The 26,586-nt window shown below is 60.7% G+C and carries 29 protein-coding genes and 1 pseudogene; 18 read left to right on the top strand and 12 right to left on the bottom strand.

Features of this window, described 5'->3' with window-relative positions; translation table 11 throughout:
• Window positions 1-201: 201 nt before the first annotated feature.
• Window positions 202-336: a hypothetical protein gene (locus ACM6J5_RS02630; RefSeq protein WP_256355847.1), complete on the bottom strand. Its 135-nt coding sequence runs from the start codon at window positions 334-336 to the stop codon at window positions 202-204.
• Between the two features lie 418 nt (window positions 337-754).
• Between ACM6J5_RS02630 and ACM6J5_RS02625 the strand changes: the two genes are divergently transcribed.
• Window positions 755-1,027 (top strand): hypothetical protein, encoded by a 273-nt coding sequence (locus ACM6J5_RS02625; protein WP_095946407.1) that lies wholly within the window; start codon window positions 755-757, stop codon window positions 1,025-1,027.
• 155 nt (window positions 1,028-1,182) lie between these two features.
• On the opposite strand, the gene ACM6J5_RS02620 is transcribed toward ACM6J5_RS02625, so the two are convergent.
• The 3 genes from ACM6J5_RS02620 to ACM6J5_RS02610 all read right to left on the bottom strand — a co-directional run bounded on the left by ACM6J5_RS02620 (window position 1,183) and on the right by ACM6J5_RS02610 (window position 2,648).
• The gene (locus tag ACM6J5_RS02620) at window positions 1,183-1,455 is read right to left on the bottom strand and encodes a hypothetical protein (RefSeq protein WP_095946406.1); all 273 of its coding nucleotides are present in this window, start codon (window positions 1,453-1,455) and stop codon (window positions 1,183-1,185) included.
• Between the two features lie 291 nt (window positions 1,456-1,746).
• Window positions 1,747-2,199, bottom strand: coding sequence for a hypothetical protein (locus ACM6J5_RS02615; protein WP_414927745.1), 453 nt, complete (start codon window positions 2,197-2,199; stop codon window positions 1,747-1,749).
• Complete coding sequence (locus tag ACM6J5_RS02610; protein WP_414927755.1) at window positions 2,172-2,648, bottom strand: hemerythrin domain-containing protein; 477 nt, start codon at window positions 2,646-2,648, stop codon at window positions 2,172-2,174. Before ACM6J5_RS02610 ends, ACM6J5_RS02615 begins: the two co-directional genes overlap by 28 nt.
• Window positions 2,649-2,915: 267 nt before the next feature.
• On the opposite strand from ACM6J5_RS02610, the gene ACM6J5_RS02605 reads away from it, so the two are divergent.
• From ACM6J5_RS02605 to ACM6J5_RS02595, 3 genes are all read left to right on the top strand, one after another.
• On the top strand, window positions 2,916-4,274 hold the full coding sequence (locus tag ACM6J5_RS02605) for an MATE family efflux transporter (RefSeq protein WP_414927744.1): 1,359 nt from the start codon (window positions 2,916-2,918) through the stop codon (window positions 4,272-4,274).
• Between the two features lie 153 nt (window positions 4,275-4,427).
• Window positions 4,428-5,099: a phosphoribosyltransferase gene (locus ACM6J5_RS02600; RefSeq protein ID WP_095946404.1), complete on the top strand. Its 672-nt coding sequence runs from the start codon at window positions 4,428-4,430 to the stop codon at window positions 5,097-5,099.
• A 127-nt stretch (window positions 5,100-5,226) separates the two neighbouring features.
• Window positions 5,227-5,796 carry a YceI family protein gene (locus ACM6J5_RS02595; RefSeq protein ID WP_150674059.1) on the top strand — a complete coding sequence of 190 codons (570 nt, stop codon included), beginning with the start codon at window positions 5,227-5,229 and terminating at the stop codon, window positions 5,794-5,796.
• A gap of 221 nt (window positions 5,797-6,017) precedes the next feature.
• Here the strand turns inward: ACM6J5_RS02595 and ACM6J5_RS02590 are convergent, their stop codons facing one another.
• Window positions 6,018-9,416 carry an Ig-like domain-containing protein gene (locus ACM6J5_RS02590; RefSeq protein WP_414927743.1) on the bottom strand — a complete coding sequence of 1,133 codons (3,399 nt, stop codon included), beginning with the start codon at window positions 9,414-9,416 and terminating at the stop codon, window positions 6,018-6,020.
• A gap of 493 nt (window positions 9,417-9,909) precedes the next feature.
• On the opposite strand from ACM6J5_RS02590, the gene ACM6J5_RS02585 reads away from it, so the two are divergent.
• Window positions 9,910-10,632 (top strand): GNAT family N-acetyltransferase, encoded by a 723-nt coding sequence (locus tag ACM6J5_RS02585; protein ID WP_095945874.1) that lies wholly within the window; start codon window positions 9,910-9,912, stop codon window positions 10,630-10,632.
• Window positions 10,633-10,753: 121 nt separating this feature from the next.
• Here ACM6J5_RS02585 and ACM6J5_RS02580 read toward each other — a convergent pair whose 3' ends face one another.
• Window positions 10,754-11,194: a hotdog fold domain-containing protein gene (locus ACM6J5_RS02580; RefSeq protein WP_095945873.1), complete on the bottom strand. Its 441-nt coding sequence runs from the start codon at window positions 11,192-11,194 to the stop codon at window positions 10,754-10,756.
• A 164-nt stretch (window positions 11,195-11,358) separates the two neighbouring features.
• On the opposite strand from ACM6J5_RS02580, the gene ACM6J5_RS02575 reads away from it, so the two are divergent.
• Complete coding sequence (locus tag ACM6J5_RS02575; protein ID WP_095945872.1) at window positions 11,359-11,979, top strand: TetR/AcrR family transcriptional regulator; 621 nt, start codon at window positions 11,359-11,361, stop codon at window positions 11,977-11,979.
• A gap of 294 nt (window positions 11,980-12,273) precedes the next feature.
• Here ACM6J5_RS02575 and ACM6J5_RS02570 read toward each other — a convergent pair whose 3' ends face one another.
• Together ACM6J5_RS02570 and ACM6J5_RS02565 are read right to left on the bottom strand one after the other, a co-directional pair.
• Window positions 12,274-13,404, bottom strand: coding sequence for a P1 family peptidase (locus ACM6J5_RS02570; protein ID WP_414927742.1), 1,131 nt, complete (start codon window positions 13,402-13,404; stop codon window positions 12,274-12,276).
• 70 nt (window positions 13,405-13,474) lie between these two features.
• Entirely contained in the window at window positions 13,475-14,578 is a 1,104-nt protein-coding gene (locus tag ACM6J5_RS02565) for an extracellular solute-binding protein (protein ID WP_414927741.1), read from the bottom strand.
• 110 nt (window positions 14,579-14,688) lie between these two features.
• Here ACM6J5_RS02565 and ACM6J5_RS02560 point away from each other — a divergent pair, with 110 nt between their 5' ends.
• Entirely contained in the window at window positions 14,689-15,462 is a 774-nt protein-coding gene (locus ACM6J5_RS02560) for a helix-turn-helix transcriptional regulator (protein WP_414927740.1), read from the top strand.
• Between the two features lie 19 nt (window positions 15,463-15,481).
• Here ACM6J5_RS02560 and ACM6J5_RS02555 read toward each other — a convergent pair whose 3' ends face one another.
• Window positions 15,482-16,417 (bottom strand): class I SAM-dependent methyltransferase, encoded by a 936-nt coding sequence (locus ACM6J5_RS02555; protein ID WP_414927739.1) that lies wholly within the window; start codon window positions 16,415-16,417, stop codon window positions 15,482-15,484.
• Window positions 16,418-16,691: 274 nt separating this feature from the next.
• Between ACM6J5_RS02555 and ACM6J5_RS02550 the strand changes: the two genes are divergently transcribed.
• The 5 genes from ACM6J5_RS02550 to ACM6J5_RS02530 all read left to right on the top strand — a co-directional run bounded on the left by ACM6J5_RS02550 (window position 16,692) and on the right by ACM6J5_RS02530 (window position 19,834).
• Window positions 16,692-17,309 carry a cytochrome b/b6 domain-containing protein gene (locus ACM6J5_RS02550; RefSeq protein WP_414927738.1) on the top strand — a complete coding sequence of 206 codons (618 nt, stop codon included), beginning with the start codon at window positions 16,692-16,694 and terminating at the stop codon, window positions 17,307-17,309.
• Window positions 17,306-18,091 (top strand): molybdopterin-dependent oxidoreductase, encoded by a 786-nt coding sequence (locus tag ACM6J5_RS02545; RefSeq protein WP_414927737.1) that lies wholly within the window; start codon window positions 17,306-17,308, stop codon window positions 18,089-18,091. The genes ACM6J5_RS02550 and ACM6J5_RS02545 overlap by 4 nt, the downstream gene beginning before the upstream one ends.
• A gap of 53 nt (window positions 18,092-18,144) precedes the next feature.
• Window positions 18,145-18,414, top strand: coding sequence for a pentapeptide MXKDX repeat protein (locus ACM6J5_RS02540; protein WP_085729164.1), 270 nt, complete (start codon window positions 18,145-18,147; stop codon window positions 18,412-18,414).
• A gap of 289 nt (window positions 18,415-18,703) precedes the next feature.
• Complete coding sequence (locus tag ACM6J5_RS02535; RefSeq protein WP_095945865.1) at window positions 18,704-19,111, top strand: response regulator; 408 nt, start codon at window positions 18,704-18,706, stop codon at window positions 19,109-19,111.
• Window positions 19,112-19,171: 60 nt separating this feature from the next.
• Window positions 19,172-19,834 (top strand): HAD-IA family hydrolase, encoded by a 663-nt coding sequence (locus ACM6J5_RS02530; protein ID WP_414927736.1) that lies wholly within the window; start codon window positions 19,172-19,174, stop codon window positions 19,832-19,834.
• A gap of 43 nt (window positions 19,835-19,877) precedes the next feature.
• On the opposite strand, the gene ACM6J5_RS02525 is transcribed toward ACM6J5_RS02530, so the two are convergent.
• Window positions 19,878-20,537: a methyltransferase family protein gene (locus ACM6J5_RS02525; RefSeq protein WP_414927735.1), complete on the bottom strand. Its 660-nt coding sequence runs from the start codon at window positions 20,535-20,537 to the stop codon at window positions 19,878-19,880.
• 187 nt (window positions 20,538-20,724) lie between these two features.
• Here ACM6J5_RS02525 and ACM6J5_RS02520 point away from each other — a divergent pair, with 187 nt between their 5' ends.
• Entirely contained in the window at window positions 20,725-21,657 is a 933-nt protein-coding gene (locus tag ACM6J5_RS02520) for a pyridoxal-phosphate dependent enzyme (RefSeq protein ID WP_150674065.1), read from the top strand.
• Between the two features lie 53 nt (window positions 21,658-21,710).
• Here ACM6J5_RS02520 and ACM6J5_RS02515 read toward each other — a convergent pair whose 3' ends face one another.
• Window positions 21,711-22,031, bottom strand: a complete 321-nt coding sequence (locus ACM6J5_RS02515) for a DUF2388 domain-containing protein (RefSeq protein ID WP_095945876.1) — start codon at window positions 22,029-22,031, stop codon at window positions 21,711-21,713.
• 111 nt (window positions 22,032-22,142) lie between these two features.
• Here ACM6J5_RS02515 and ACM6J5_RS02510 point away from each other — a divergent pair, with 111 nt between their 5' ends.
• Both ACM6J5_RS02510 and ACM6J5_RS02505 read left to right on the top strand, forming a co-directional pair.
• Window positions 22,143-23,252: an NAD(P)/FAD-dependent oxidoreductase gene (locus ACM6J5_RS02510; protein ID WP_095945861.1), complete on the top strand. Its 1,110-nt coding sequence runs from the start codon at window positions 22,143-22,145 to the stop codon at window positions 23,250-23,252.
• Between the two features lie 72 nt (window positions 23,253-23,324).
• Window positions 23,325-23,921 (top strand): DinB family protein, encoded by a 597-nt coding sequence (locus ACM6J5_RS02505; protein WP_095945860.1) that lies wholly within the window; start codon window positions 23,325-23,327, stop codon window positions 23,919-23,921.
• Here the strand turns inward: ACM6J5_RS02505 and ACM6J5_RS02500 are convergent.
• On the bottom strand, window positions 23,842-24,762 hold the full coding sequence (locus ACM6J5_RS02500; protein WP_414927734.1) for a LysR substrate-binding domain-containing protein: 921 nt from the start codon (window positions 24,760-24,762) through the stop codon (window positions 23,842-23,844). The genes ACM6J5_RS02505 and ACM6J5_RS02500 overlap by 80 nt on opposite strands.
• A 198-nt stretch (window positions 24,763-24,960) precedes the next feature.
• Between ACM6J5_RS02500 and ACM6J5_RS02495 the strand changes: the two are divergent.
• From ACM6J5_RS02495 to ACM6J5_RS02485, 3 genes and pseudogenes are all read left to right on the top strand, one after another.
• A pseudogene (locus tag ACM6J5_RS02495) lies at window positions 24,961-25,287 on the top strand (aldo/keto reductase); the annotation flags it as partial.
• 2 nt (window positions 25,288-25,289) lie between these two features.
• Window positions 25,290-26,087, top strand: a complete 798-nt coding sequence (locus ACM6J5_RS02490; RefSeq protein WP_095945858.1) for an SDR family NAD(P)-dependent oxidoreductase — start codon at window positions 25,290-25,292, stop codon at window positions 26,085-26,087.
• Window positions 26,088-26,113: 26 nt separating this feature from the next.
• On the top strand, window positions 26,114-26,527 hold the full coding sequence (locus tag ACM6J5_RS02485) for an SRPBCC family protein (protein WP_414927733.1): 414 nt from the start codon (window positions 26,114-26,116) through the stop codon (window positions 26,525-26,527).
• Window positions 26,528-26,586 lie beyond the last annotated feature (59 nt).

Genomic DNA, 26,586 nt, shown 5'->3' with positions numbered 1-26,586 from the left:
TTTCAGAGTCAGGGATGTGAATCTGTTGGCGACATGGTCGAGGTGTATTCGAGATGCCGTGGAGAGCGTAGCCCTTGGCCATCATTCCGGACAGGTACGACGTCGCTTGTGGAAAACAATGTCCGATATAGAGGCAAGTAATGCCGAAGTGACAGGAGTACGACAGGCTCCGTTGCAAAGCCTGTCGTACACCCGAGGGCATTACGACTTCTTCGGCGGATAGTTGCCGCGCAAGCCACCGGACTTGTTGCCGGTTTTGCTCGGCAGGTTCGGCACTAGCGGGCGGGATCTGGGCTGGGGGTTGGAACGGCTTTGGGGTTGAGGTTGCTTGCTCATGTTCGCCTCCTGAGGTTCAGGGTTTCGCGAAGTGCTTTACTCATGAAGTTTAGCTAATCGACTGTGGGCGGGGTCGATTGGCACTTTGGGGGATGTTTTGTGAGCGATCGGCTTTTTCGGCTCCATTCTCGGATTCTGCCTACAACTTCGGCAGGAGTAACCCACTATTCCAAAAGTGAAAAACGGGAAATATTGACCGGGCAGAAAAGGGGGGGATCACCGGCCGTTCGGGGAGAACCTTTTGAACAGCAAGCCCGAAGGGATGAGCCATGCTACAAAACGACCGTGACAATCTGGAGCTCGATAAACTGCAAGTCGAAATCCGAAGGTCCATGGCCGAAACCCGAAAACTCACGGCAATAGAAACGGATGAAAAACAAAGGGGACGAGAGTACAAGGAACTTGGAGGGGTAAAGTAATGAGCGTCATTGCAACCATCGTACTTAACGAAAAACCTGAAGAGGTAATTCTATTTCTTACCAAAAATGAATTAGGCATCTCCTTTCCTCGGCTTGATGGCCTTTATAATCTGGCTAACTGGGCGCATGTGGAGAACAACATAGGGTTATTGAAACTTGTCAAGAAAATGTGTGATGCCGGTTTTATAAAAAATAATGGGCTCAGAGTTGTGAGGGGACCCAACTGGAGAGAGCCGGCATTCATGCTCGAAGGCAAATATACCTTTGATTGACAGCACCAAGTGCCTGAACGCAGGTGCCAGAGACCGATGACAGTAGCCATCATTTCGTGGTCGTCCGGTTCCCTTGTCCAGTTGTTTAAATCATCGAAGGTTTCCCAGATTGAGCCGCTGTCGCAGCGGCTCTTCTCTTTGTTACGGGCATATTGCTACTCCGCAGCCTGCGCCCGTAACCGCCGCCCAATCACATCCATCAAATCACACCCATCGCGCAACGGAATGACCAGCAACTTGGAAAAGTCCTCCAATACCACGGTGTCGCAACCAAGTTCGGATCGGTAGGCGATGTTTTCCAGCACCTGCGTGACTGTCCGAATTCGGTAGTCGGCCATGGCTTGCAGAACGTCGAGTGGGGCTTGGGTGTCGATGAGCAGGGAAGCCGGAACCAGGTCAATCCCGGTAAGAGGCATGTATCGATTCATTTTGAAGATCTCTGTTTGATGGGCTAAAAGCCGTCACGCAGTCGTCGCCAAACGATTGGGTGGCAGCTGTGCGCAGGTTGGCGAACCGGCAACAGAGAAAACCGGCAGACCCTGAGGTCTCCCGTGCACAGCCGCCATTACAGCGGCTTTGCGGGTGCGATGATACCTGCAATAGAGCGGATAGCCTTCGCATTCTCTGTGATCGGGTCGCCAAACCTGAATCGCCATTAGGGCGACGGCGCCGACTATAAGCCGGACGAAATCAGCGCATTCAGGGTTTCGCGAAGTGGTTTATTGATGAAGTTTAGCTAATTGACTGTGGGCTGGGTCGTTTGGCGTTTGGGTAATGTGTTGTGAGTAACCGGCTTTTCTTATTCCGCCCCGCTGATTGGTTCCCTTACCCAGTTCGAAATCGAAAAAAAGCCCGCAATGGGGGTGCGGGCTGGAAAACACAAAAGGAGCTGGATCCACCGTATGCCAATGGATGTGAAAATACTGTGATGGATGGCTGATCACTTGCTCGCGCAGAAATTGGTTTTTCGGTTGGCGAATGTCATTTTGCAAGTTGCTCGCAGTCAAATCGGCAAGCGTTGGAAGGCTCGGTACTGTTCCTGGCCAATCTGGTGCGAGCTGGCCCTCTATTCGTAGCGGTCGGAATTTCATGAGTTGAAAAGTAAAGGCCCGATCTTCGACCGGGCTATGTGCCTTGGCTTTATTCAGGCGGCCATATGATTTGCCGCCCACTCTTTCTTATAAGTGGCTTTCATCGCTTCCATTTGCTCTCCGAGGCCGTCGAGCTTGGCTTTGCCAAGAAGCTTTTTCGCCTGAGGGAACATTTCCGTTTCTTCTTCTTCAATATGGTGCTCCAGCAATTCTTTGACGACTTTTACTCGCCCGGCGAATTCTGGTGTGCCTGGATCAGTCTGCTTCAGGTCTGGTAGTACCAGTGAATCCACGGTGCGGTGTTCTTCCTTGGCTTCAAAGTACATGACATCTTGCTCTTTGGTACCGGCCTCCTTTAACGCTGGGTAGAGGATTTCCTCTTCCAGTTTTGTATGGGTGGATATCTCTAACTCCAACTTATCCAGTAGCTCACTGCGTTTTTTTTGTGCTCTATCCGTCGATTCGCTCAGTTGGGCAAGGATGGATTTCACTTTCTCGTGATCGGCTTTCAGAAGGTCAATGGCATTCATTTTTTCTGCCTCAGGTTGCGCGGCGTTGAGCCCGAACAATGTCAGGCATTGAGGTGTCCTCATAGCAAACGCATTTCCTGTGCCAAATATGCTTTAGCATTGACGTGATAAAAAACAATTGGTTACGTGCGTCGATAGAGAATCGGAGCGTGCAATCTGCAATAGCCAACTTGTAACGCATTGCAGATAGCCGGTTCACTGCCTCTTGGGTTCAGCCACCCGGCTATCCTTGATCATCGCTCACACCATCGAAATGGACCTTCCCGAATGCAAACCCCGAACCCCCAACGTCCCCTCTGGAAAACCTACCTGCTTTTCCTCGCCCCGATGGTCCTGTCGAACTTCCTGCAATCCATGTCCGGCACGGTCAACAGCATCTACATCGGTCAGATGCTCGGCACCCAGGCGCTGGCGGCAGTGTCGGGGATGTTCCCCATCGTGTTTTTCTTCATCGCCCTGGTCATCGGCCTCGGCGCCGGCGCGGGTGTGTTGATCGGGCAGGCGTGGGGGGCGCGTGAGATGCATCTGGTGAAGGCCATCGCCGGGGCGACCTTGTTGTTGGGGGTGTTGATCGGCTTGGTGGCGGCGGTGGTGGGGAGTGTGTTTGCGCGGTCGGCGTTGGTGGGGTTGGAGACGCCGGCGGATGTGCTGGACGATGCGGTGGCGTATGCCCATGTGATGTTGTGGATCATGCCGTCGTTGCTGGTGTTTGTGTTGTTCACGCAGTTGTTGCGCGGAGTGAGCGATACCTTGTCGCCGTTGTTGGCGCTGGTGGTGTCGACCATGGTCGGGCTCGCGCTGACGCCGGTGTTGATTCGCGGGTGGCTGGGTTTTGCGCCGATGGGGATTCAGAGTGCGGCGATTGCCGGGCTGGTGGGTAACCTGGTGGCGATGGGGTTGCTGGCGTGGCGCTTGCTTGGCAAGGGCCATCCGTTGGCGCCGGACCGCGAGTTCTTCGCAGCGATGAAACTGGACATGGCGATCCTCGGCAAGGTGCTGCGCATCGGGTTGCCCACCGGGTTGCAGATGGTGGTGTTGTCGTTGTCAGAGCTGGTGATTCTGGCGCTGGTGAACCAGCACGGTTCCCAGGCGACGGCGGCGTATGGGGCGGTGACGCAGATCGTCAATTACGTGCAGTTCCCCGCGCTGTCGATTGCGATTACCGCGTCGATTCTTGGGGCGCAGGCGATCGGGGCGGGGCGCATCGAGCGCATCGGGCCGATCCTGAAGACCGGGCTGATGATCAATGTGTGTCTGACCGGTGGCCTGGTGGTGCTCGGGTATTTGTTGTCGAGCTGGTTGCTGGCGTCGTTCCTCACCGAAGAGGCGACGCTCAACATGGCTCAGCACCTGTTGCACATCATGCTCTGGAGTCTGTTGGTGTTTGGTTTCCAGGCGATCATCGGCGGGATCATGCGCGCCAGCGGCACGGTGATGGTGCCGGTGGGGATTTCCATTGTGTGCGTGGTGGGCGTGCAGTTGCCGGCGGCGTATCTGCTGGATGCGAAGTTCGGGCTGCAAGGGGTGTGGATGGCGTTTCCGGTGGCGTATCTGGGGATGCTGGTGTTGCAGACGTTGTATTACAAAGTGGTGTGGCAGCATCAGAAGATTGAGCGGTTGGTGTAGGCGGTTTTTTTGATTGCCTGTTCGCGATAGCGGTGGTTCAGTGGTTTAGATGTTGACTGTGCTGACGCTTTCGCGAGCAGGCTCGCTCCCACAGGGGGAGTGGTGTTAGTAGTACTTGTGCATGACAGGCATGCCTGCCTGGGGAGGTTTTAAATGAACCCCTTGTCCCATTCCATCCTGCAAGACCGGCCCGCGGCCGGGCGGCGTTTGGTAGAGCCGCTGCTGCCTTACGCTAACCGTCCCGATGTGATCGTTCTTGCCTTGCCCCGTGGCGGAGTGCCGGTGGCGTATGAGGTGGCCACAGCGCTGAAGGTTCGCCTGGACCTGATGCTGGTGCGCAAGCTCGGCGTGCCGTCCCACCCGGAGTACGCCATGGGCGCGATTGCCAGCGGCGGTATCCAGATTCGTAATGAAGAGGCACTGCGGGTGCATCCGATTGCCAAGGCTGCATTCGACGCCGTGGTCGAACGGGAAAGCCGCGAGCTGTTGCGCCGCGAGCAGGTCTATCGGGGCAAGCGGCCGGCGGTGCAGATCAAGGATCAGGTGGTGATCCTGATTGACGACGGCCTGGCCACCGGCGCTTCGATGAGGGCGGCGATCCAGGCGCTGCGGGTACAGGCGCCATCGCGGATTGTGGTGGCGGTGCCGGTGGCGCCAATCGAAACGGTGCAGGCGCTGCGCAGAGAGGTGGATGAGTTGATCTGCCCGCTGATGCCCGAGTGGTTCATGTCGATTGGCCATTGGTACATGGATTTTTCCCAGACCTCGGATGCCGAGGTGATCGACCTGTTGCGGCGGGCGTGGCTGCGCGAGGGGGGCGGGTAGCGCGGGCAGGTGGTCGCAAATCAACGGTCGAGGTGGAATAAACGCCGGTTGTTTGCTTTAGTCCAACTGATGCCACCCGATCTGTGCGGCACGCCAACTCAAGACGGGAACCCTCCCGGAGAGTGCCATGAACCTTCGATCCGCGCGTTGCGTCGCTCTGGCCGGCACGTTGGTGTTCGGCCTGGTGCCGTTTGCTGGAGCCGTGGAATACAAGGATGTGAACGCCAGGGCCAGCACCTTGAGTTTCACCTATGAGCAGATGGGTTCGAAAGCTTACGGCACCTTTGGCAAGTTCAAGGCCAAACTCGACTTCGACACCGATAACCCCGGCGCCGCCCATGCCGTGCTGACCATCGACCTGAAAAGCATCGATGCCGGCAGCAGCGACGCCAACACCGAACTGCAAAAAACGGCGTGGTTCGACACCGCGACTTATCCGGTGGCGACCTTCGAGTCGACGTCCATCAAGGCCCAGGGCGACAACCGCTACACCATCACCGGCAAGCTTTCCCTGCGCGGGCTCACTCGGGAAGTGAGTGTGCCGGTGTTGCTGAAATCGGAGAGCGCCATCGGCATCTTTGAGGGCCAACTGGTGCTCAAGCGTGACGACTTCAAGATAGGCGAGGGCGAGTGGGCGGACAGTGTGGTGTCCAACGATATCAATATCCGCTTTCGGATGGTGGCACCGCAGCGGTGAGTCGGGCTGAACGTTAACTTCCGGTCAACGACATTCCTGTTGTGGGAGCGAGCCTGCTCGCGAAGGCGGCGAACCTGTTGTAGAGATGTCGCCTGACACTCCGCTTTCGCGAGCAGGCTCGCTCCCACATTGGAAGTTTGGTGAATGTAAAATCCGAGTACGCTGCACAAAAGAAAAACGCCCGATCCACGTTGCATGGACCGGGCGTCGATCAACCCGCTCTAGTTCGCCTTTATCGGCACCGTCACGGTTTTGCCGAAGGCCGATTTGATGGTCGCTGTCGGGCTAGGCGACGGGCCACTGCCGGCGGTCGTCACCGCTATGTTCCAGCGCGCGCCTGTCGGTGTCTGCGTCAGGACGGCGGCGCCAAGGTTCACCGTACCGGTCGTGGTCGTGGCGGTCGCCGTGATCTTATTGCCCGTGAAACGCGACGTGGTGCCGGACAGGACCCAATACCAGCGGCTGTTGCTGCGGGCGGTGACGGTAGCGGTGGTGACGATCAGGCTCTCGTTGATCGCTGCCGAGACCGCCACGGACACCGTCGCCGGTTCCGACTCCGCACCCTTGGCATCGGCGGCCTTATAGGTAAAGGTCGCGGTGAACGGTGAGGGGACCGTGGCCGGTGGTGTGTAGGTCACACGCGTACCATCGGTACTGACCACGCCCTTGCCGGAGTCCGGTTGCTCGAGCCCCACCACTTTGAGTGGCACGTTAGCGTCAGGGTCAGTGTCGTTGGCCAGCACGTTGATGATCACCGGTTGGCCGGTGTTACTGATGGCGCTGTCGGGGTTGGCGATCGGTTTCTGGTTACCGCCATCGTCGTTATCACGTGTATCGCCAGTGCGGAAGGTCGGCAGCGCGGCGGAGTTGACGTAGGTGACGCCGTCCCAGCCGGGCAGGGGCGCTGGCATCAACTGGAACTGGCCCGGATGCTCGATATCCCAACGCAGCAACATGGACGTGTCCTCGTGCTGGGTGTTGTGGCAGTGCTCCATGTAGGTCCCGGCGAATTCACGAAAGCGGATCGCCATTTCCACATCCACCGAGCTGTCGATGCCCTGACCGATGCGATAGACGTCCTTGCGCGCCCATTTCTCCCATTCCGGTGGTGGGTTGCCATCACGGTGGAGGATGACCCCCTCTTCGAAGTGCACGTGCACCGGGTGGTTCCAGCCGTTGCCGCCGCTCTTGATTTTCCACACTTCCAGGGTACCGTCGCCGGAGAACCCGGCAGGGGTCGGGCCGTTGGCCAGTTGCGGGGCGGCGCTGATGATCCGAGGGTCCATCTGGAAGCCTAAACCACCGTCGGTCTTGATCGTCCAGGGGGCTTCGTCGGTGCCGTCGGAGCGGCCGAAGATGAACTCGCGATGCCGCGCCACCTTGAGCTTGGCCTGCATCGCCGGGTCGTCGCGGTTGATGGTCAGCGGGATCATGCTCTTGCCGGCCGGCTTGCCCGGTTTGGCGGGTTCGTAGTCGGCGGGGTTCATGCTCACGTCCTGGCCGGCATAAGGCTTGACCACCATCTGCATGAACTTGCCCACCGCCGGGTCGCCGCCGTCCCATTCCAGCCCTTTGCTGCCCAGCTTGAGTACCGCCTTGTACTTCCCGGACAGGACATCGGCCAGAGTCAGCAGTGTAGCTTCCGGTCCCTTGCCGTTCTGGTGCTCCATCAGGTTGACGAAGTACAACTTGTCGCCGGTGTTGATCCCGTTTTTCGCGAAGTTGACGATGATGTCGTAACGCTCGGCGATACCCATGGCGGGCAGGATGGCATTGTGGTTCTGAGTGTTGCCATCACCTTCCAGGTCCATGCTGCCGTCGAACGGCACAGCATGTTCCATAAGGTTGCCGTCGTTGGCGATCAAGTGGAACGGTACCCGGGTATAAGACAGGCCGGAACCGGCCGGGCCGGGGTATTCGCCGCCGGTGCCGGCGACTTCACGCACCAGCGCGATCCTGAAGTAGCGCGACACCGAGCCGTTGAGGATGCGGAAACGATAGCTGCGCGCCCGCACGTTCAGGCGTGGCTGGTACTGCCAGTTGACCAGGAGCTGATCGCCGAGGAAACCGTCGGTGTTGAACGGGTTGAACCACAGTTGGCCATTGGCGTCCCAGGCCTTGTCGGCCAGCATCAGGTTGACGTCATAGTCGCGGTTGCCCCAAGGCAATGCCGAACCGCTGGGCAGGCGCAGGTTGACGCCATCTTCAAGCGCTTCATTACCGCGATCCAGGGCGCTGTAGTAATTCATCATCACAGCGTTGCCCTTGTAGACGTTCTGCGCGGTGAAATCGACCATGTGGTCATGGAACCAGTGGGTGCTCATGGTTTCGCGCCAGTCGCCACGGATCTTGATGCTGCCGTTGTTGCACGTTTTGAGGCCGGGCGTGGCATCGTTGACGAACAGGGTTTCACCGGGGCCGCAGGGGAACGCCGCGCGCGGATCCTGAGCGCTGGTGTTGATGGTGTCGTAACCGGCCAACTGGATCGGCCAGCGATAGTCGTAGTACTGCCCCGGAAAGAAGAACGCACCGGAAAAGCCATCGCTCTCGGCCGGGGAGTGGCCGTTGTGTTCGTGGGTGGTGAGGGTGTGCAGGCCAAACCCCATGTTGGCCGACGGATCGATCGGCAGGGCATTGTAGTGGCGCATCAGCACCGGTTGGCCGTACCGCACCATCAACAGTTTTGGCGGAAAGGTGCCGTCGAAGGTCCAGAGTGCCTTGTGGTTCTGAATCGGCATGTTGGGGTGAAAGCGGGTATTTATGCCTTTGGTAGTGCCCGCTATGACCGGGGTGTCCGAGGTCTGGTTGTAGAGCCCCCCAGGCCCGAACTCACCGACGGCATAGTTGTGCAACTGCCTGCGGTCGCGCATGCCGCTGTTGAGCTGGGCGCCCGCTTGAGCCGTCTTGAAGGCGACCTGTGGGTAGAACTCGTTCCAGCGCTGGTGCGACCAGCCTTTTCCTGGCGGACGACCTTCGGCCGGCGAGCCGACCGGGTGACGGTTGAGGAAGGCTTCGACCTGCGTTTTCCACGGATTGCGGTCCAGCACGTTGGAAAACTGCGACGGAAACGGGAACAGCCCCGGCTGGCGCATGAAGGCTTCCAGCGCCGAGGGCGTAGGGCCGCTGCGGGCGATGTTGTTCGGGTCCTGCGTGGGCGCCGGGCCGACGAGCGGAACCGGGAAGGTCAGGGGTGGTGCCGGCAGTGTCGGGTCGAGTTTGTCCGTGCCGAATTCTTCGAACAGCAGCAGTTGCTGCGTGTACGGTTGGGCCCCGAACAATGGGCTGGGCTTGCCATTGGTGGGGATTTTGAAGGATGTCTGCAGGTTTGGCGGCAGCACGTTGTCGACCGTTGGCGTGGTGCGGGTACCAAAAACGCCATTGGGCAGGGCGATGGCGCCCTGGTTGACGGGTGGCATGGCCTTTATGGCATCCAGCGCGGCATTGGTGTCGGCCGGCGGATTGCTAAACGCCGAGGGGTCCGTCGGTGGTGGCGGACCGAAATCATCCAGGGGCACGGCGTTGGCGGTGCCGAGGCCGAGGCTGATGTTGATCAGCATCACAGCGGCGATGCCCGGTTTCCGGAAAAAGCCGAGCGACTTGAGGTCAGGCATTTTATTCATGTTGTTCCCCTCGGGGCGCGCCGGTGTTGGCTGACGTTGGCCATTGGCCTGCTGCAAGAGGTGCGCCAATCGCGGGGGGATCCGGGGCGAGAAAAAAACCTGATTGATATCAAAAGGCTGGCGGTTTGGGTTTTAGTTCTGGTGGCGCAGTGGGTGGGAATCCTCAAAGTTGGGGCCTTGACCCACCCATTCTTCCCCACTCACACCCCTATCCGGTGTGGTGGACGCTTTCGCGAGCAGACGAGCTCCCACAGAAGATCGAGGAGTGGGCAAAACCGCAGTCCCCTGAGGGAGCGGGCCTGATCGCGAAGTGGCCAGTTTATCCAGCACAATGTGTGCCGGACTCACTGGCGTCAGGCTCGAAAGCGCAGCCAGGCGTTCGCCGGCGATGCGCATGGCCCATCAATGGGGGATGTCTGTCCATCACCCTTCGGACCGCCAGTGTCAGGCGCGCTATGATAGGCGGCCCTCGACCCCGGAGCCTGTCACCGCAATGCCCCTTATCAGCCACTTCAAGAGCCCGTGCCCCGAGCACATCAATAGCCAGATCCTGCAGATGGTGGTCGACAACCTGACTGACATCAGCATGGTCGCGATCCCGCCCAGCAACCTGCTGTACAACCTCTATCAATACGCGATCGGCTATGAGGTGCACCTGTACCTGGAGGCGCTGAACGGTGAAAAAGGCATTGCCGTGGAGTTGATCGTCGCCACGGACGAAGACGACCCGCAAAAGGTGACTGGCTTTGTGCTGTACCTGCCGGTGCAGGACGACCCCGAGGCCTGCGGCGTGGCGTACATGGCGGTGCAGGCCGAGTATCGGCGCCAGGGCGTGGCCCGGCGGATGCTGCGGGAAATGGTCGGCCGCTATCCCCATGCCGAGTTGACCTGCGCGGTGGCCAAGGTGCCGTATTTCGAGGCGATGGGCTTTGAGGTGGTGGGCGTACGTGCGACCCAGGTGTTGATGAATACCCGCGACCACGCCACCGATGGCTTGATGGCGCTGCTGGATGTGGCGTCGATCTACAGCTCGCTCGAAGTGCGGCAGATTCATACCTACCTGCTGCAAAAGCATGGCAAGCGAGCCATGACCGACGCGGAAAAACAGCGCGACCGGCATCTGGACCAGTTGACGCACAAGGCCCAGGCGTTTGTGCGGGGGCGGTTGGGTGACGATGCGGTGCCGGCTGCCGGCCCTCGATTGCGCCTGGTCTGACCACAAATCACCCTGTGGGAGCGAGCCTGCTCGCGAAGGCGTAGTGTCAGTCGCCATAAATGTTGGCTGAAACACCGCTATCGCGAGCAGGCTCGCTCCCACCTTTAACTGCGGTCAGTCTTCAAGCCAGCTTCACATTCATGGTGATCCGCGCCGTGAACACCTTCTTGCCCTCGACATCGTGAATGTCCACCGGCACGATCTTGTCGCCTTCGGTGGTCCAGTCCACCGCATCCCCCTCGGCCACCGCCGTCACATCGCTCTTGGCCTTGGCCAGGTATTCCACGGTCATGCCTTTGGGGATCCAGCGTGCGCCGGCAGGAATGGAAACGTCGGTCATCATCCCGGCGGCCAACTCGGCGGCGTTGCACATCGCAATCGCATGCACCGTACCCAAATGATTGGTGATCTCCCGGGCAAATGGCACGTGCACGGTGGCGCTGCCTTTGCGCAAATCCTTGACCAACGGGTTGATGGTGGAGAAGTAGGGCGCCACCTGGCAGGCCATTTTGCTGAACGCTTGCGGGCCTGCGCTGCTGAACATGCTGAGGAACTGACTCATTTTGATGCCTCTTGTGGATGACATTTCACGGAATATTATTCCGATACAGAATATTGTTCTGTAACGGAACAGTATTCTGTCGAAGGGAAATCTGTCAACCTAGCGCCACTTGTTCGCTGGCAACGCCAGCCTCCACCGATCACTTTTCTGGACTGTCTTTGCGCATGGAAACCGCCGATCTGCTCGAACGCTGCTACCCAGGACGACGCGCCGAACTCAAGCGCGACATCTTCAGAAAGGCCCTCGCCCTGTTCAACGAACAGGGGATCGAGGCCACCACCATCGAAATGATCCGCGCCGAATGCGATACCAGTGTCGGTGCGATCTATCACCATTTCGGCAACAAGGAAGGCCTGGTGGCGGCGCTGTTTTTTACCGCCCTCGATGATCAGGCCCGCTTGCGTGACAGTTACCTGGCCGGGGCCAAAACCACTCAGGCAGGGGTGCATGCGCTGGTGCACAGCTATGTGGACTGGGTCGATAGCCAGCCGGAATGGGCGCGGTTCCAGTACCACGCGCGGTTTGCCGTCACCAAGGGGCCGTTCAAGGACGAACTCGCTACCCGCAACAAGACGCGCAACAGGCAGTTGCTGGAATGGCTGGGGGCGCAGGGTAATGAACTGGGGAGTCTTCCGGCGGAGTTGATCCCGTCGCTGATCGTCGGCCAGGCGGACAGTTACTGCCGCGCCTGGTTGTCGGGCCGGGTCAAGGGCAGCCCGAAGGCCTATCGGGACGTGCTGGCGGAGGCGGCATGGCGGTCGTTGTGCACCACCGAAACACAATGACTTTCCCCTGTGGGAGTGAGCCTGCTCGCGAAGACGGTGTCACATCCAACATCAATGCTGCCTGACACACCGCTTTCGCGAGCAGGCTCGCTCCTGCAATGAGATGTGTTGGTTTTCGGAGGTTAAAAAAGAGCCTCAAAGCTCTTGATGGGGAGGAAGTGGAGCCGAGAGGCTCAAGATGCGCGTGAAGCAGGCGGTGAGCTTGGTAGGGGTTCAGTGCACTCACCACCTACGCAGCGGCTTGCGCAAGCAAGCGACTGCGTAAGTTCATCCTAAAAAGACCGAGTGTTTCACTCAAGTACCGCTAGTCGCGTCCCCCGACCAGCCGGCGCGGCGCAACGCCTTGAGCAGGGTCTCGGCATCCAGCCCCTGCACCCCGTGCCCGTTGCCTTCGGCCGTTTCGGCGGCGAGCAGGGCATTGATGATGGCTTCTTCCACGGCTTCGGTGGCGGCCAGGAACAGCTCGCTGATGTGGTCGTTGTTGACCATGCTCAGGTTGTGGGTGGTCGGTGCTTTCTTGCTCTCGTAGGCGGCCGACGGCACGTGATCGTTACCGGTGGCGAAGGCGATGAAGATGTCGCCGCTGTGGTCTTCATTGCCACCGCCGGTGCGGGCCAGGCCGAGGCTGGCGCGCTGGGCCAGGCGGGTGCACTGGTGTGGCAGCAGCGGCGCATCGGTGGCCAGGCAGACCACGATCGAACCCATGCCCGGATGGGGCAGCGAGGCCTTGAGGAACGGCGAATCGACCTGTTCCATGTAGCGTCCGACCGGGTAGCCATCGACGCGCAATTCATTGCGAATGCCGTGGTTGGCCTGGACGATCGCCCCCACCGTCCAGCCGCCCTGGGCGCTGTTCAAACGGCGCGACGCAGTGCCGATGCCGCCCTTGAACTCGTGGCAGATCATGCCGCTGCCACCGCCGACATTGCCTTCAGCCACCGGGCCGCCCGCCGCCGAATGCAGGGCTTGAGCCACGTGTTCAGGTTTCACGTGAAAGCCGTTGATGTCGTTGAGCAGGCCGTCGAAGGTTTCCAGCACCACCGGCATGTTCCAGTACAGGCGCCCGTCATCCGGCTGCTGCTCACGGTCGAGCACGATCAGCGCATCGCGTACCACGCCCAGGCTGTGGGTGTTGGTGAAGGCAATGGGGCTGGTCAGCAAGCCTGCTTCGCGAATCCACTCCAGCCCCGTGGCATCGCCGTTGCCGTTGAGCACATGCACACCGGCAAAGCACGGTTGCTGGCTGGTGGAACCGGCACGGGGTTCGATGACGGTGACGCCGGTGAGGATGTCGCGGCCATTGGCAGTGCGGCCTCGTACATTGCTGTGGCCGACCCGTACGCCGGGGACGTCAGTGATCGCATTGAGCGGGCCGGGTTGCAGTTGGCCGATTGGAATGTTCAGGTCACGGGCGCGTGGTTTCATGGTTTTCTCATCTTCGAATCGTGGCAGAAAAAAGAATATTTGTTGGGCACCACAGGGGCATGTGGTGTTCTTATTGACCGTTTTTGACCTTGCTCCAGATCCGCGTGCGCACGCGCTCGGTAGCCGGCGGCAAAGGCTGAAGGGTGAACAAGGTGGCCATGGCTTCGGCGGGCGGATAAACGGCCGGGTTACTGCGGGTCGCTTCGGCCACCAGCGTGGTGGCGCTGCGGTTGCCGTTGGGGTAGTTGAGGTGGTCACTGACCGGGGCGATGACCTCGGGGCGCATCAGGTAGTCGATGAAGGCCATGCCTTGTTCCGGGTGCGGGGCGTCCTTGAGCAGTACCAGCGTGTCGAACCACACCGGCGCGCCTTCCCTGGGCAAGCTGTAGGCGATCTTCACGCCGTTGCCGGCCTGCTCGGCGGTGTTCCTGGCTTCGAGCATCGCGCCGGACCAGCCCACCGCCACGCAGATGTTGCCGTTGGACAGGTCGCTGATGAACTTCGACGAATTGAAGTAGGCGATATGCGGGCGCAGCTTGAGCAGCAGCGCTTCGGCCTTCTTGTAGTCCTCGGGGTTGGTGCTGTTGGGCGGCAGGCCGAGGTAGTGCAGGGCCACCGGCAGCATCTCCGCCGGCGAGTCGAGCATGGCCACGCCGCATTCGCCGAGTTTGGCCAGGTTCTCTTCCTTGAACACCAGGTCCCAGGAATCCACCGGCGCCTTGTCACCCAGCGCAGCGCGCACTTTGTCGACGTTGTAGCCGATGCCGTTGGTGCCCCACAGGTAGGGCACGGCGTACTGGTTGCCCGGATCGTTGTTGGCCAGTTTCGCCAACAGTTCGGTGTCCATGTTCTTGAAGTCCGGCATCTGCGCGCGGGGCAGGGGGGCGAGGGCGCCGGCCTTGATCAGCGTGGGCAGACTGAAGTTGCTGGCCACCACCACGTCGTAGCCGCTGCGGCTGGTGAGCAACTTGCCTTCCAGCACTTCGGCGCTGTCGAAGGTGTCGTAGACCGGCGCAATCCCGGTGTCACGCTTGAAGTCCTGCAAGGTGGTGGGGCCGATGTAGTCGTACCAGTTGTACACGTGCACCGTCGGGGCTTCGACTGCAAAAGCCGACAGCGAAACCGCCAGACAGGCGCCAAACCCCAGATTGAAATACAAGCGGTGACGACTCATGATGCGGCACTCCTGGCCTGTGGCGGCCGGTGGTAATCAGGAGTTTGCAGCGTATCGACCGGGGTGGCCTTCACCCATTCCCATCATGGGTTACTCAAAAGGGGTAGTGCGTGGACGCGTTGTTGAAAGAGTTGCCGGTGCACCAGGGGCTGGCGCGGGTCTTCACGGCGGTGGGGCAGGACGGTTTCTGGCGTGCGCTGGTCGATACCCTGCGCTTGCTGGTGCCGCTGGATAACGCGCTGGTAGCACTGATGCGCCCGGGCCATGTGCCGCGCCTGCTGATTGATTTCGATGCCAAGGGCAACCCTGATGAGCAGGAAGAATTGGCGGACTACCGCGCCGGCATGTACCTGCTCGATCCGTTCTATCAAGCCGCCTGCGCGGGCATCGCCGACGGTTTGCACAGCCTCGAATCGGTGGCCCCCGACCAGTTCCAGCACAGCGAGTACTACCTGAGTTACTTCAGAAGGGTGGTCGGTGGCGACGAATTACAGTTCATGGTCAACGTCGACGGCGCCGTGCTTGGCCTGTCCCTGGGGCGTTCGACACGCTTCAGCCTCGAGGAACAGGGCCGCTTGCTGTGCGTGCGTGACTGGGTGCTGGCGGCGATGTGTCGACACCTGGATTTACTGCCGCCGGAAGGGCCGGTCGCCGAACCACCGGCCGGGGACCTGGCGACCTTGCTCGATCGCTTCGACGCACGCCTGACCCTGCGGGAAATCGAAACCGCACGCCTGATTCTCCAGGGCTTCTCAAGCAAGGCCATCGCCCAGCAAATGGGCATTTCCCCGGAGACGGTGAAAGTGCACCGGCGCAACCTCTATTACAAGCTCAATGTGAACGGGCATGGCGAGTTGTTTGCGCTGGTGTTGCAGCCACGCTGAAACTCCCACAGGCCCGGTGTTACTGCCGAAACACCAAGGCCTTCAACCCACACTCGACATCGGCATCCGGAAACTCCGGCGGGTTCTCCAGCCGCTGTTCGAACCGCAGGCTCGGGGCTTCGCGGGTCACGCCATCGATCAGGAAATCGGCGCCAAAGGCCGGGTCGTTCATGCACGCCAGTACGGTACCTTGAGGGCTGAGCAATTCCGGTAGACGGCGCAGTACGCGCTGGTAGTCCTTGGTCAGCAGGAAGCTGCCTTTCTGGAACGACGGCGGGTCGATGATCACCAGGTCGTACGGCCCCTTGCCGATCACCTTGCCCCAGGATTTGAACAGGTCGTGGCCGAGGAAACTGACCTTGCTCATGTCGTGGCCGTTGAGCCGGTGGTTGTCACGGCCACGGTTCAAGGCCGGGCTCGACATGTCGAGGTTGACCACGTGGTTCGCGCCGCCTTCGATGGCCGCCACCGAGAAACCGCAGGTGTAGGCGAACAGATTCAGCACCCGCTTGCCCTCGGCATTGGCGCGGACCCAATCGCGGCCGTAGCGCATGTCGAGGAACAGCCCGGTGTTCTGTTTGCGGCCCAGATCGACCCGATACTTCAGGCCACCCTCGGTGATGGTCATTTCCTCGATGACGTCCCCCAGCAGCCACTCGGTGGTGCTTTGCAGCAGGTAGCGATGTTGCAAAAGCAGCGTGTGGGCACCGGACTGGGCCCATTGCGCGGACTCGGTGATCGCCATCAGCACCTGCTTCAGGTCTTCCAGTTGCGCAACCTCCGGCTCCTTGAACAGCGCCACCAGCACCACGCCCTGCAACCAGTCCACGGTCACCTGCTCCAGCCCCGGCCAGCAGCGCCCACGCCCGTGGAACAGGCGGCGGGTTTCGGCGGGGGCGGCCGCCAGGGCGGTCAGCAGGTGCTGGTTGAGGATGGCGAGGGCTTCAGGGTTCATTGGATCGGGTCGATGGCGTGGAAAGGGGCGGCATTTAACCATAAATGCCCATCTTGCGGTCTACACAAAACCTTGTAGGAGCGAGCCTGCTCGCGATGGTGTAACAGGCACCGTTGTGTCGTCTGACACACCATCGCGAGCAGGCTCGCTCCTACAGGTTTTGCGGTGGCCTTGAGGGCCAGTTATCACGTTTAATTTAACTTTACGTGAGGATTTGGCGATCTTCCGGCTCCCATACTCGGCTCCAACGAACAACAACGAACGGGAGCCGGACATGTCGCAGAGCACTGCTTCACCCAAGTCCAGTCATCCACGCTGGCTACGCTTGACCCATTGGCTCAACGCCCTGGCGGTGCTGGTGATGGTCACCAGTGGCTGGCGCATCTACAACGCCTCGCCGATCTACGAATTCAGTTTTCCCAAGTCGATCACCCTCGGCGGCTGGCTGGGTGGCGCGCTGCAATGGCATTTCGCAGCGATGTGGTTCCTGGCGATCAACGGCCTGATCTACCTGGCCTTCAACCTGTTCAGCGGGCGCCTGAAGCGACGTTTCTTCCCGGTTTCGCCCAAAGGCGTGTTGCACGATCTGTGGGCCGCCTTGCGCGGAAAACTCGGGCACACCGATCTCAGTCATTACAACCAGGTGCAGCGTTTTGCATACCTGTTCGTGATGGTCGACATCCTCCTGCTGGTGCTCTCCGGGCTGGTGTTGTGGAAGTCGGTGCAGTTCCCGCTGTTGCGTGAATTGCTGTTCGGCTACGAGGGCGCACGCCGCGTGCACTTCTTCACCATGGCGCTGTTGGTGGCCTTTGTGGCGGTGCATCTGGTGATGGTTGCGCTGGTTCCGAAAACGCTGTTGGCCATGATTGTCGGCCGCAAGGAGCAGATATGAAAAAGCGCATCCAGATCCCCGGGCTGGACGAGACTTCGATCCTCACCGATGCCCGCAAGATCCTCGCCCCGCAGATCGAAGACCGCTCGCGCCGCTCGTTCCTGCTGCGTGGTCTGACCCTCGGCGGCGTGGCGATGTTGTCCGGCTGCAACATCACCGACAACGAAAGCGTCGAGACCGCGCTGTCGTCCATGTCGCGCTTCAACGATCGGGTGCAGGGCTGGTTGTTCAACCCCAACGCGATGGCGCCGACCTATCCCGAATCGATGATCACCCGGCCGTTTCCCTTCAATGCCTTTTACGGCATCGACGAAGCGCCGACGGTGGAGGAGGAGGGCTATCGCCTGGAAGTCACCGGCCTGGTCGCCGACAAACGCAACTGGCGCCTCGAAGAACTGCGGGCCATGGCCCAGACCGAGCAGATCACCCGGCACATTTGCGTCGAAGGCTGGAGCGCGATCGGGCGTTGGGGCGGTGTGCGCTTCAGCGACTTCCTCAAGTGCATCGGCGCCGACACCGACGCCAAATACGTCGGCTTCAAATGCGCCGACGACTACTACACCAGCATCGACATGGCCACCGCACTGCATGCGCAAACCCTGTTGACGCTGACTTATGACGGCGCGGTGCTGCCGCGCGAATACGGCTTCCCGATGAAGCTGCGCATGCCCACCAAGCTTGGCTACAAGAACCCCAAACACATTCAGGCGATTTTCGTCAGCAACACCTACAGCGGCGGCTACTGGGAAGACCAGGGCTACAACTGGTTCGGTGGCAGCTGATGAACGTCCCAAACATTCACCGTCCGTAAACCCACGCTCCAAGGAGTTTCATCATGAAAAAACTGACCACTGTTGTTCTGTCCATGTGCCTGGCCGTTGGTGCTGCCTCTGTGTTCGCTGCTGACACGATGAGTAATGACAGCATGAGCAAGGATTCAATGTCCAAGGACGCCATGTCCAAGGATGCGATGAAGAAGACCGATTCGATGTCAAAGGACGCGATGTCCAAAGACAGCATGTCCAAGGATGCAATGTCCAAGGACGCGATGAAAAAAGACGCCATGTCCAAGGATGCGATGAAAAAAAGCGAAATGTCGCAGTAAGCCCGGCCACCGCGGTCCATGTGGGAGCGAGCCTGCTCGCGAAGACGTAGTGTCAGTCGCTATCGATGTTGGCTGAACTACCGCATTCGCGAGCAGGCTCGCTCCCACAGGTTTTTTCCGCAGGGCTCAGGGATAGCGTGCCGCCTGATGGGCAAAATTGATCAGTACGCTTGTTACCGGTCACCTGGCTGCAACAAAAATGAATTTCCGCCGAGTCCGCTGCTCATACCTTTTAAGTGGCGGGTCAGAATCCGCGAAATCATTGTGGCAATCAGAGAGCGGCACGGTCATGAGTCGAGTACCGACGGCGGGCGGGGATCTTCCCGGCGGGTTGATTCTGGTGGTTGAGGACGACCCGCTGATCCTGGAGTTTCTCTGTGAGATTCTTCAGGAGGAAGGCTTTGTCGTCGAGCCGAAAATCAGTGCGGACGCGGCAGCGATCTATCTGGAACAGCATGCTCCGGATGTCGGTATGCTGCTGACAGATATCACCATGCCCGGCACGCTCAACGGCGCGGACCTGGCCAACCAGTTCGGCGATCGCTGGCCGGACAAGCCGATCATGATCATGTCCGGTTTCGAAACCCCTGAAAGCGCAGGCGTGCGGCACGCGGTCTCGTTCATCAAGAAACCCTGGATGATTGGCGGGCTGCTCGATTGCGTGGGCCAGACCTTCAAGTCCAAACGACTCAACTGACCTGCGCGCAGATGCTACATTGCCGGGCAAATCCGTCCGGCACCCGCGAGGTTCTTTTCCTTGTCCGATCACTCTGTTTTCAACTCGACCTACCGTGCTTTCCTGTTCGACATGGACGGCACCGTCCTGACCTCCATTGCCGCCGCCGAGCGGGTCTGGACCACCTGGGCGGTGCGCCATGGTGTCGATGTCGACAGCTTCCTGCCGACCATTCACGGCGCTCGCGCCATCGACACCATCAGGCGCCTGGGTTTGCCCGGGGTGGATGCCGAGGCCGAAGCCGCGTGGATTACCGAAGCGGAAATCGTCGACGTCGACGGGGTATTGGAAGTGGCTGGCGCGGGGAAATTCCTGCGGTCCTTGCCTGCCAGCCAGTGGGCCATCGTCACTTCCGCCCCGCGGGAACTGGCGTTGCGGCGGTTGGCGGCGGCGGGGATTCCCGAGCCTGCTGTCATGATCACCGCCGAGGATGTGACTGCTGGCAAACCGGATCCCGCCGGTTACCGCCTCGCGGCCCGTCGCCTGGGTGTCGAGGCCGGGCAGTGCCTGGTTTTTGAAGATGCCACGGTGGGGATTCTGGCGGCCGAGGCGGCGGGGGCGAACTTGATGATTGTCACGGCGACCCATGAGCATCCGATCGAGACGTTGCATGGGACGTTGGCCAGTTATGATTCGGTTCGGGTTCTGGTGGATGCCGCAGGTCTGCGTCTGCAAGCGGTCTAATGTGTGCGAGCCTGCTCGCTCCCACAGGGGATCATTGTTCCAGTCAGTAAACCCCGGGGATCAGCCGCCAGCTGCGTGCGCAATAGGCCTCGTATTCACTGCCGAACTGCGCCCTGAGCAAGGCCTCTTCCGAGTGAATGCGCGCGATCAGCGGGACCAGCGTCAGCGCCACCAATATCAGCCCGACACCAGAGCGAAAGGCCAGTGCCCAACCGGTGCCGATGACCATTATCCCCAGGTAACTGGGGTTGCGCAGGTTGCGGTAAATCCCCTCGGTGACCAGTCGATGCCCCGGTTGAATGGCCACCAGCCCGCTGAAGCGCTTGCCCAGCACAAACACCGGCCACAACCGCAGCGCGCCACCCAGGATAAACAACAGCGCGCCGAGCCAGCGCACGCCTTCACCGCCAAAAGTCCAGAAATCGATGCGGTCGGTATAGGCCGGCAGAAAGCCGCTCAGCAACCCGATCACGCCGAAGGCCGGAATGACCCAGCGGTTGGCCCGGTCTTCGCGTTCCCCCGAACTCAGGTTGACCTCGGTGAACAAAGAAGCGACAGCCATGATCAGGGTGGCCAGGGCAACGACGACCAGTGAACCGTGGCTGAAGTAAGTCGCGAAACCACCTAGCCCCCAGATCGCCAGGGTGAGGTAGGCGAGGGTGCTGACGACGGCGAAAAACGCCAATTTGGCGGAGATTTTCATGGTGCCTCCACGAACAGGCTTAATTTTAAGTGTAGATACCGTCTTGTCCCCTCGCATTGCGCAGCCCGGCGCCGGACCGCTGAGACGGTCGCCCCGAGGCCGGGTGAACTAAACTTGCATCAGAGGACCGTTCACCGCTGGCTCGTTGACCTGTTCGGCGAGCCGGTGGCGTGTAACAGGAACCGACATGCTGCACATCCGCACGCCTTTGATCCTGCACCCTGGCCTGTCGACCCCGACCCGCCGTATCTGGCTGAAACTGGAAAACCTGCAACCTGGCGGCTCGTTCAAAATACGCGGCATTGGCTTGCTGTGCAGCCGGGCGGCGCAGCAGGGCAAGCGCAAGGTGGTCTGTCCCTCCGGCGGTAACGCGGGACTCGCCACGGCCATGGCCGCTGCATGCCTGGGGCTCAAGGCATGCATCGTGGTGCCGCACACCACCGCGCAAAGCACCCGGGCGCGGATCAGCAATACCGGCGCCGAGGTGATCGTGCACGGCAAGGTCTGGGACGACGCCAATCAACGGGCACGGGAACTCGCCCAGGACCCACGCTGTGAATTTGTGCCGGCCTTTGACCATCCGGTGTTGTGGGAAGGGCACAGCACCATGGTCGATGAAATCCTTGAAGACTGCCCGCCAGTGGATGTGCTGGTGACATCGGTGGGCGGCGGAGGTTTACTGGCGGGGCTGCTCACCGGACTGATTCGTCATCGGCACACCGATTGCCGCATCGTAGCCTGCGAAACCGAAGGCGCGGCGTCGTTCGCCGCGGCGGTGGCGGCCGGGCACCCGGTCAAATTGCCGAAAATCGACACGGTCGCCACCTCCCTGGGCGCCGCGCAAGTGGCCGCCTGGCCGGTCAAGCACATCGGCGATTTCTCCCATGAGTGCGTGGTGCTCAGTGATGATGAGGCGATCATGGGCGTGGTGCGTTACGCCAATGATTTGCGTCAGCTGGTCGAACCGGCGTGCGGGGTTTCATTGGCGATTGCCTACCTGGATCACCCGGCGATTGCCGACGCCAATGACGTGGTAATCGTGGTGTGCGGCGGGGTGAGTATCAACGCGCAGCTCGTGGCCGGGTGGGCACGCTTGTCCACTGGCACGCACGCCAGGTAGGGCCGGAAACGCTATCCCGGTGTCACAAGCCCCACCGCTGGCGATGACGATCTTCAGTGATCGGTGGCAACGCCTTCCTGGACGAGAATGGCGCGGGCCAGGTCCTCGTCGCTTGCGTTGTTGAGGGCGGGATTGTCCTGGCGGACCTTTTTCAACAGCGCCTCCAGGTAAGCACCACGAATTGCACCGCCGCTGGCGACGAAGCTGGAAGCGTCATCCCGGGCGGGAATCATGAGTTTGTCGTCTTTGAACGTCGAGTACAGCGACGCGGAAACCCCGGCGGAAGTGGCGACGTCACCCGCATCCACTTTGGCCAGAGCCGAACCGAAGGGTAAACAAAGTACCAGGGAAGAAAGGATAAACATGCGGCGCATGACGGTGTCCTCCGACAGCATAAGGGAAGTACCACATAGTTTAGGATGCGTGGCGGTCGCCGAGAGTTCCCTGGCATTGGCGAGGAACGGGGTGAGAGGGAGGCTGGGTCGTTGAACATCGATATTCAAAGCGTGGTGATCGGGGCCGGCGTGGTCGGGCTGGCGGTGGCCAGGGCCCTGGCCATGAGCGGGCGCGACGTGCTGGTGGTCGAGGCGGGTGAGGGCATCGGCACGGGCATCAGCTCGCGTAACTCTGAAGTGATTCATGCCGGCATCTATTACCCTGGCGGCAGTCTCAAGGCGCGGTTGTGCGTGGAGGGCAAGCAGCGTCTCTACGCCTATTGCGACGAACACGGTGTCGATTACCGGCGCGTGGGCAAGTTGATCGTGGCCACCGATGAGCAGCAGCGCGCAGCTTTGCAGCGTCTGTTGCAGCAGGGGGGTGCCAATGGTGTCGATGACCTGCAATGGCTGGATGGCCCGCAGGCCCGGGTGCTTGAACCGGCGTTGTCCTGCGTCGCGGCGTTGTGGTCGCCGTCAACCGGCATTGTCGACTCCCACGGGCTGATGTTGGCGCTTCAGGGCGATGCCCAGAGGTTTGGCGCGACGCTGGCCTTGCACACGCCGTTGCTGTCAGCCCATTGCATCGATCAGGGTTTTGAGTTGCACATGGGCGGCAGTCAACCCATGACGCTGTGCAGCCGCGAATTGATCAACTGCGCGGGGCTGTCCGCGCCCGAGGTGGCGAGCAGCATCGTCGGTCTGCCTGGACCATTCATTCCCCGGGCGCATCTGTGCAAGGGCAGTTATTTCAGTCTCAATGGCCGGGTGCCGTTTCGCCACTTGGTGTATCCGGCCCCGGAGAGCGCGGGACTGGGTGTGCACATGACGCTGGACCTGGGCGGGCAGGCACGCTTCGGGCCGGATGTCGAATGGGTCGAGCACATTGATTACCGCGTCGAGTCCCGCCGGGCCGAGGGGTTCTATCAGGCAATCCGGCGCTATTGGCCGGGTTTGCCGGACAACAGCCTGCAACCGGCCTACAGCGGCATTCGCCCGAAAATCAGCGGGCCGACCGAGCCGGCCGCCGACTTTCTCATCAGTGGTCGGGCCGAACATGGGGTGGCGGGGCTGGTCAATCTGTTCGGCATCGAATCACCGGGGTTGACCAGTTGCCTGGCACTCGCCGAACTCGTGGTGAAACGCCTGGACGACCGATGATCAGGGCTGGCACTGCTTGGCGCCCATCGGGTCTATGCTGGAAGGTGCGCTTACCGCCATCGGAGAACTCTGATGATCACCGTACGCACGGCCTGCCTGCTGGCCGATTACAAACGCTGGGCCAATCAGCGCCTTTTTGACAGCCTCGCGGCGCTCCCACCGGGCGAAGTCAAGAAAGAACGGGTGTCGGTGTTCAAAAACATGATCGGCACCCTCAATCACGTGTACGTGGTCGATTGCATCTGGCAGGCGCACCTCGAAGGCCGGGGGCATGGCTTCAAGACCTCGCACGACCTGTTGCATGCCGATCTGTCCGAACTGCGCATGGCGCAAAAAACCATCGATCGCTGGTACTGCGACTGGAGCGCCCGGCAAACCGATGCCTCCCTGGACAAGCTCCTGGAATTCACCTTTGTCTCGGGCGAAAGCGGCACCATGAGCGCCGGCGCGATGCTGATGCACGTGGTCAACCACGCCAGCTATCACCGTGGCTGGGTGGTGCAGATGTATTTCGAGATTCCGGCCATGCCACCAGTGACCGACATGCCGGTGTACCTGCGCGAGTCTGAACCGATGTTTCTGCAGTCGATCAATGCCCCGATAGTGGCGCTGCCATGTGCTGTGCAATTTTCGAGCGCAACCAGCGTTCTGCCGGATCGTTATCGTTGACCCCGTTCCAGACCATCGACAGTTCGGACAGGTTGATATCAAAGGGCGCATCGTCCGCCCGTAACTGGCTGCTGCCTTCGATCAACGCACTGGCCGCGTAATCCGGCACGGTGGCGAGCATGTCAGTACCCGCCAGCAAGGCCCGCAACCCCGCGAACTGAGGCACCGCCAGCACCACCCGGCGCGAACGGCCGATCCGGGCCAGATCGTTGTCGATGGCACCGCTCAGGTCCCCGGAAAACGACACCAGTGCGTGAGGGCGTTCGCAGAACTCGTCCAGGGTCAACGGGCCGGGGCGGTCATCGCCGCGCAGGATTTTCACGCTCAAGTCGCGCAATTTCTTGCGCTTGGCGTTGGCCGGCAATTCTGTGGTATAGCTGATGCCGACGGAAATCTCGCCACTGGCCAGCATCGATGGCATCAGCAGGAAATTCACCCGGCGCACCACCACCACAACGTTCTGCGCCTCTTCACGAATCTGCTTGAGTAGCGGCGGAAACAGCCCGAACTCGGCGTCGTCCGACAGACCGATACGAAACACGTCGCGGCTGGTGGAGGGATCGAAATCCTTGGCCCGGCTGACCGCACCGGAAATGGTGTCCATCGCCGGCTGCAATTCCTTGAGTATCTGCAACGCCCGCAGGGTCGGCTCCAGGGTGCGTCCGTTGCGCACCAGCAACGGGTCGTCGAAAAGATCGCGCAATTTGGCCAGCGACGCGCTGACGGCAGGCTGGCCGAGGAACAGCTTTTCCCCGGCCCGGGTCAGGTTCTTCTCGAACATCAGGGCTTCGAAAATCACCAGCAGGTTCATGTCCACGCGGCGCAGATCGTTGCGGTTCATGCCGGGGTTCTCGGTGGGTTTATGAGGGTTTTTTCAGTAAAGCACCAAACCCTGCGGAATCTAGCGTTCGCTGAATACCTGTGGGAGCGAGTCTTGCTCGCGATAGCGGTCTATCGGGCAAAAAGGATGTCGCCTGACACTCCGTCATCACGAGCAGGCTCGCTCCCACACTGGATTTTCAGCGAGCACAAATGCTGCCGCTACACTCTTCTCGACCATGATCGTGCCTTGCAGCGTCTGATGGACGCTGCCCTGGCGCAGAACGTCGAAATCGTGGTCGGTGGCCCATACAGCTCGGGCATCCTCGCCGGTGGTGCGCACTTCGAATACCAGAAGGCCAGCCCGGCGATCATCAACAAGGTCGAGCAGATCAAACGCATTGCGGCGGCCTATGGTGTCGACATCAAAGCGGCGGCGTTGCAGTTCTCGTTGGCCAACCCGGCAGTGGCCGCTGCATTCTGGCAGGCAATGCGTGAGGCGAAGCTGGTTTCCGAGCGCGCACCCTTGCCCCTCATTGGAGCTTGAGCATGAAGATTGATTTGAGTGGAAAACTGGCAATCGTCAGCGGCAGCACCGCCGGCATTGGCCTGGGCATCAGCCAGGCACTGGCCGAGGCGGGCGCCATGGTGGTGGTGATCGGCCGCGACGCGGCCAAGGTCGAGCAGGCAATGGCGAACATTCGCCAGCGTGTTCCTGCTGCGCAATTGCGCGGCGTGACCGCCGACCTCGGCACCGCCGAAGGCGCCGCAACATTGTTCGCCGCCGAACCTCGGGCGGACATCCTGGTGAACAACCTCGGGATCTTCAACACCGTGGATTTCTTCGACGCCCCGGACAGTGAGTGGACACGCTTCTACGAGGTCAACGTGATCTCCGGCGTGCGCCTGTCCCGGCATTACACGCCGGACATGGTCAAGCAGGGCTGGGGGCGGGTGATCTTCCTGTCTTCGGAGTCCGGCGTGGCGACCCCGGCGGACATGATCAACTATGGCGTGACCAAAAGCGCCAACCTGGCCGTGTCCCATGGCCTGGCCAAACGCCTGGCCGGCACCGGCGTGACGGTCAATGCGATCCTGCCCGGCCCGACCTTTACCGATGGCCTGGAAGACATGCTCAAGGACGCCACGGCCGAATCCGGACGCAGCGCCCGGGACGAAGCCGATGCGTTCGTGCGCAAGGCCCGGCCGACGTCGATCATCCAGCGCGTGGCGGACGTCGAGGAGGTCGCCAATCTGGTGGCCTACGTCGCTTCGCCGCTATCTTCGGCCACTACCGGGGCTGCCTTGCGGGTCGACGGCGGTGTCGTCGACAGCCTGGCCATTTGAACCTTTTAGATTAGAGAGAACATTTCATGGCAACTGCATCAGCCTTCATCGATATCCCGGCTTCGGCCGAACAGGTCTGGCAATTGATTGGCGGTTTCAACTCGCTGCCGGACTGGCTGCCGTTCATTCCCAAGAGCGAGCTGAGCGAAGGCGGGCGCGTGCGTAGCCTGCAAACGGCTGACGGCGCCGTGGTGATCGAACGCCTGCAAGCGTTCGACAACGCGAGCCAAACCTACAGCTACTCGATTTTGCAGGCACCTTTTCCGGCGACTGATTATCTGGCGACGATCAAGGTTCAAGCGCAAGGCGAGGGCGCGCGGGTGACCTGGTCCGGGCGGTTCGAGCCGGTGGGTGTGAGCAACGAGGAGGTGGAGGCGTTGTTTACAGGCATCTATCAGGGCGGGCTTGAAGCGCTGCGGGCCAATTACCCGGCTGGATAAACACCAGCAATCCCTTGTAGGAGCGAGCCTGCTCGCGATGGACGCAAGGTCGACGCGTC

This window comes from Pseudomonas sp. IT-P74 (assembly GCF_949768175.1).
GTDB lineage: Bacteria > Pseudomonadota > Gammaproteobacteria > Pseudomonadales > Pseudomonadaceae > Aquipseudomonas.
This window is presented reverse-complemented; position numbering and strand designations above follow the sequence as displayed.

What these genes read in the sequence shown, in the direction of transcription:
- ACM6J5_RS02630 (WP_256355847.1), bottom strand. Translation starts at nt 336, where the DNA reads ATGAGCAAGCAACCTCAACCCCAAAGCCGTTCCAACCCCCAGCCCAGA.
- ACM6J5_RS02625 (WP_095946407.1), top strand. Translation starts at nt 755, where the DNA reads ATGAGCGTCATTGCAACCATCGTACTTAACGAAAAACCTGAAGAGGTA.
- ACM6J5_RS02620 (WP_095946406.1), bottom strand. Translation starts at nt 1,455, where the DNA reads ATGAATCGATACATGCCTCTTACCGGGATTGACCTGGTTCCGGCTTCC.
- ACM6J5_RS02610 (WP_414927755.1), bottom strand. Translation starts at nt 2,648, where the DNA reads ATGAATGCCATTGACCTTCTGAAAGCCGATCACGAGAAAGTGAAATCC.
- ACM6J5_RS02605 (WP_414927744.1), top strand. Translation starts at nt 2,916, where the DNA reads ATGCAAACCCCGAACCCCCAACGTCCCCTCTGGAAAACCTACCTGCTT.
- ACM6J5_RS02600 (WP_095946404.1), top strand. Translation starts at nt 4,428, where the DNA reads ATGAACCCCTTGTCCCATTCCATCCTGCAAGACCGGCCCGCGGCCGGG.
- ACM6J5_RS02595 (WP_150674059.1), top strand. Translation starts at nt 5,227, where the DNA reads ATGAACCTTCGATCCGCGCGTTGCGTCGCTCTGGCCGGCACGTTGGTG.
- ACM6J5_RS02590 (WP_414927743.1), bottom strand. Translation starts at nt 9,416, where the DNA reads ATGAATAAAATGCCTGACCTCAAGTCGCTCGGCTTTTTCCGGAAACCG.
- ACM6J5_RS02585 (WP_095945874.1), top strand. Translation starts at nt 9,910, where the DNA reads ATGCCCCTTATCAGCCACTTCAAGAGCCCGTGCCCCGAGCACATCAAT.
- ACM6J5_RS02580 (WP_095945873.1), bottom strand. Translation starts at nt 11,194, where the DNA reads ATGAGTCAGTTCCTCAGCATGTTCAGCAGCGCAGGCCCGCAAGCGTTC.
- ACM6J5_RS02575 (WP_095945872.1), top strand. Translation starts at nt 11,359, where the DNA reads ATGGAAACCGCCGATCTGCTCGAACGCTGCTACCCAGGACGACGCGCC.
- ACM6J5_RS02570 (WP_414927742.1), bottom strand. Translation starts at nt 13,404, where the DNA reads ATGAAACCACGCGCCCGTGACCTGAACATTCCAATCGGCCAACTGCAA.
- ACM6J5_RS02565 (WP_414927741.1), bottom strand. Translation starts at nt 14,578, where the DNA reads ATGAGTCGTCACCGCTTGTATTTCAATCTGGGGTTTGGCGCCTGTCTG.
- ACM6J5_RS02555 (WP_414927739.1), bottom strand. Translation starts at nt 16,417, where the DNA reads ATGAACCCTGAAGCCCTCGCCATCCTCAACCAGCACCTGCTGACCGCC.
- ACM6J5_RS02550 (WP_414927738.1), top strand. Translation starts at nt 16,692, where the DNA reads ATGTCGCAGAGCACTGCTTCACCCAAGTCCAGTCATCCACGCTGGCTA.
- ACM6J5_RS02545 (WP_414927737.1), top strand. Translation starts at nt 17,306, where the DNA reads ATGAAAAAGCGCATCCAGATCCCCGGGCTGGACGAGACTTCGATCCTC.
- ACM6J5_RS02540 (WP_085729164.1), top strand. Translation starts at nt 18,145, where the DNA reads ATGAAAAAACTGACCACTGTTGTTCTGTCCATGTGCCTGGCCGTTGGT.
- ACM6J5_RS02535 (WP_095945865.1), top strand. Translation starts at nt 18,704, where the DNA reads ATGAGTCGAGTACCGACGGCGGGCGGGGATCTTCCCGGCGGGTTGATT.
- ACM6J5_RS02525 (WP_414927735.1), bottom strand. Translation starts at nt 20,537, where the DNA reads ATGAAAATCTCCGCCAAATTGGCGTTTTTCGCCGTCGTCAGCACCCTC.
- ACM6J5_RS02520 (WP_150674065.1), top strand. Translation starts at nt 20,725, where the DNA reads ATGCTGCACATCCGCACGCCTTTGATCCTGCACCCTGGCCTGTCGACC.
- ACM6J5_RS02515 (WP_095945876.1), bottom strand. Translation starts at nt 22,031, where the DNA reads ATGCGCCGCATGTTTATCCTTTCTTCCCTGGTACTTTGTTTACCCTTC.
- ACM6J5_RS02505 (WP_095945860.1), top strand. Translation starts at nt 23,325, where the DNA reads ATGATCACCGTACGCACGGCCTGCCTGCTGGCCGATTACAAACGCTGG.
- ACM6J5_RS02500 (WP_414927734.1), bottom strand. Translation starts at nt 24,762, where the DNA reads ATGAACCGCAACGATCTGCGCCGCGTGGACATGAACCTGCTGGTGATT.
- ACM6J5_RS02490 (WP_095945858.1), top strand. Translation starts at nt 25,290, where the DNA reads ATGAAGATTGATTTGAGTGGAAAACTGGCAATCGTCAGCGGCAGCACC.
- ACM6J5_RS02485 (WP_414927733.1), top strand. Translation starts at nt 26,114, where the DNA reads ATGGCAACTGCATCAGCCTTCATCGATATCCCGGCTTCGGCCGAACAG.